Origin of the sequence: Candidatus Thiosymbion oneisti (assembly GCF_900092655.1) — a bacterium.
Lineage (GTDB): Bacteria > Pseudomonadota > Gammaproteobacteria > Chromatiales > Chromatiaceae > Thiosymbion > Thiosymbion oneisti.
Genome location: NZ_FLUY01000340.1, coordinates 1 through 2,852 on the forward strand (window position 1 = coordinate 1; position 2,852 = coordinate 2,852).

Consider the following 2,852-nt stretch of genomic DNA (forward strand, 5'->3'; position numbering starts at 1 on the left):
TGCGCCGGGAGCTTCTGCAAGCTAAGAAGATCCCTCGCTACGCTCGGGATGACAATTCCCTTCGGTCGAGATGACAGTTCCCTTGAGTTGTTCACGCCTCGTCGATCTGAGGCGAAGCCTCGCTAGGATTCCTCGAGGGACCTGCATCTTTACAAATGAGTCAAGTTTGTGCGCTGCACAAAAACAGTTCTGCCTCTTGTTGGTCGGGAATCGCAAATCCTTTCAACCACAGAGGCAGACACGGATAAACACAGATTGTGATCCGTGTTTATCCGTGTCCATCCGTGGTTCTTCGGTGCGGTTGGTCACGCCTCGTCGGTCTGAGGCGATGCCTCGTTAGGAGTGGAGCAGCCATGAATACCATCACCGGTGTCACCCGCGGCGGGGCGGAATGGATCCCCGCCTTCATTACCGATCTCAACCAGGCCAACTGCATCGGCTGCGGACGCTGTTTCAAGGTGTGTCCCCGGGACGTCTTCGAGCTCCTGGATCGGGACGACCTCGATTTGGATTTGGATGCAGGCGACGATGACGACTACGACGACGATTACGGCGATGACGACGACTTCTCCGACGATACCAGTATGGTCATGGGTTTGAAGGACCCCATGGACTGTATCGGCTGCCAGGCCTGCTCCCGGGTGTGCCCGAAGAAGTGTCTCAGTCACGCGTCCCAGCCGGTCGCCGCCTAGTACGGCAGTGCCGATAACATGGAATCGTTTTTTGCCGCAAATGAACGCGAATAAACGCAAAGTGGTCGCAAAAGATCAGATTGTCTTTTCTATCCGCAGATTACGCAGATTCTCACAGATTGTTTCGTTTTTAATCTGCGAGAATCTGCGTAATCTGCGGATAGATTGAAGCGATCGACTCTTTTTTCCCATACTCAATCAGGGCCTCGGCGGTTCCGCAGTAATGCAGCACAAATCCGCACAAGTCACCATCAACGACACCACCCTCCGGGATGGTGAGCAGTCGGCCGGCGTGGCCTTCTCACTCGCCGAGAAGCTCGCCATCGCCCGTGGCCTAGCCGGTCGCGGCGTTCCCGAGCTGGAGATAGGCATCCCCGCGATGGGCGCGGACGAGCGTGCCAGTATCCGCGCGGTCGTGGAGCTGGGACTTTCGGCCCGCTTGATGGTCTGGGCGCGGATGTCGTCCGGGGACATCGACCAGTGCCGTGACCTCGGGGTCGATCTGGTCGACCTCTCGCTGCCGGTGTCGGATCAGCACCTCAGCCGCAAGCTCGGCAGGGACCGGCCCTGGGCCCTGGAACAGATCCGGCGCCTGGTACCGGCGGCCCGGGAATTGGGGCTAGCCGTCTGTGTCGGTGCCGAGGATGCATCCCGGTCGGACCCCGGATTTCTCCGGCAGGTGGCTGCGACGGCCCAGGAGGCGGGTGCCCAGCGGTTTCGGTTCGCGGACACCATCGGCCTGCTGGACCCCTTTTCCACCTGCGCCCGTATCCGCGACCTGGCCGGAGCCTGCGATCTCGAGATCGAGATGCACGCCCACGACGACCTGGGGCTCGCCACGGCCAACACCCTGGCGGCGGTGCGCGGCGGCGCTACCCATGTGAACACCACGGTCCACGGCCTCGGAGAACGGGCCGGAAACGCCGCCCTGGAAGAAGTGGTGATGGGTCTGAAACACCTGCACGGAGTGGCCTCTGGCGTAAACCTCTCGGGCTTCGACGAGCTGTCACGCTTGGTTGCCACCGCCTCGGGCCGACCGGTCGCCTGGCACAAGAGCCTGGTCGGGGGCGGTGCCTTCACCCACGAGGCCGGGATCCACGTGGACGGCCTGCTCAAGGATCCCCGCAACTACCAGGGCATCGACCCGGCCGAGCTGGGTCGCAAACACCGCCTAGTGTTGGGCAAGCATTCGGGCAAGGGGGCCGTGCGCCGGGTCTATGCAGAGCTGCTGGACTTGGAGCTGGAGCCGGAGCAGGCCGAGCAAGTGCTGTCCCTGGTCCGCCGCTTCGTCACCGGGACCAAGCGCACCCCCCACCTCCTCGACCTGCAACGCTTCCTCGCGGAAATCAATCACCCCCAGGTAGCCCACTGCCATTAACCTAGCGAGGCTTTGCCTTGGACCGACGAAAAATGGACTTTTTGCCGCAATAGGCACAGATTATGGATCTACTGGATTTCGATGGCGAGGCGCTCTATTTCGAACAGCCGCTGAGTCAGCAGGTCAAGCAGCTGCTCGCACAAGCGGCACTACAATACGGCGAGGCAGCGGCGGAGCACAGCCTGTTGCAGGCCTATTTCCTGGAACCCGAGCACCTAACCGTACTCGTTGCCCTCTACCGCTACTTCTTCTATGGCCACCGCTACCCGGAGGCCCTCATGGTTGCCGATCGAGCCATCGCCGTGACGGCAACCCAACTGGGGTTGTCCACCGATTGGCGTACCTTATCCAGGGACGATCTCGAGCGTGCCGTACCAGTATCCATGACCCTGACCCGCTTCTTGCTCTGGGCGCTGAAAGGCTCGGGATACCTCAAGCTGCGTCTGGACGACGCCCAGGGAGCCCTGGAACGGTTCGAGAAGGTAGTGGAAATGGACACCAGCGATCGTCTCGGCATGGAGGCATTACTCAGGCTCGCGCGCGAGAAGGCTAGTACCTAGTTTCGACTGATATTGCAGATTCATTCCCAATACTGGAAACAAAAACCACGAATGGACACGAATATTTCCATCGGCCCTAATAGCCCCTCTCCCACCGGGAGAGTGTCGTAAAAGGTGACGCCCGACGCCGTCTTTCTCGTTCCCATGCGCTGCGTGGGAACCTGGAAGCTCCGCGCCGCGGAGAGCATCGGGCCGATGTCCAGCATTCGTATACACGGGAAT

Annotated in this window: 4 protein-coding genes; 3 read left to right on the forward strand and 1 reads right to left on the reverse strand. The window is 60.7% G+C overall.

What is annotated here, in order from left to right:
• Nucleotides 1–353 precede the first annotated feature (353 nt).
• The 3 genes from fdxB (at nucleotide 354) to BQ17_RS03220 (ending at nucleotide 2,630) form a co-directional block, all read left to right on the forward strand.
• Nucleotides 354–692, forward strand: a complete 339-nt coding sequence (gene fdxB, locus BQ17_RS03210; protein ID WP_089724267.1) for a ferredoxin III, nif-specific — start codon at nucleotides 354–356, stop codon at nucleotides 690–692.
• Between the two features lie 223 nt (nucleotides 693–915).
• Entirely contained in the window at nucleotides 916–2,070 is a 1,155-nt protein-coding gene (gene nifV, locus BQ17_RS03215; protein ID WP_089724268.1) for a homocitrate synthase, read from the forward strand.
• 62 nt (nucleotides 2,071–2,132) lie between these two features.
• Nucleotides 2,133–2,630, forward strand: coding sequence for a hypothetical protein (locus BQ17_RS03220; RefSeq protein ID WP_089724269.1), 498 nt, complete (start codon nucleotides 2,133–2,135; stop codon nucleotides 2,628–2,630).
• A gap of 20 nt (nucleotides 2,631–2,650) precedes the next feature.
• Here BQ17_RS03220 and BQ17_RS22320 read toward each other — a convergent pair.
• Nucleotides 2,651–2,852 (reverse strand): hypothetical protein (locus tag BQ17_RS22320; RefSeq protein WP_218068045.1); only part of this gene is annotated, 202 nt, incomplete at its 5' end.

What these genes read in the sequence shown, in the direction of transcription:
- fdxB (WP_089724267.1), top strand. Translation starts at nt 354, where the DNA reads ATGAATACCATCACCGGTGTCACCCGCGGCGGGGCGGAATGGATCCCC.
- nifV (WP_089724268.1), top strand. Translation starts at nt 916, where the DNA reads ATGCAGCACAAATCCGCACAAGTCACCATCAACGACACCACCCTCCGG.
- BQ17_RS03220 (WP_089724269.1), top strand. Translation starts at nt 2,133, where the DNA reads ATGGATCTACTGGATTTCGATGGCGAGGCGCTCTATTTCGAACAGCCG.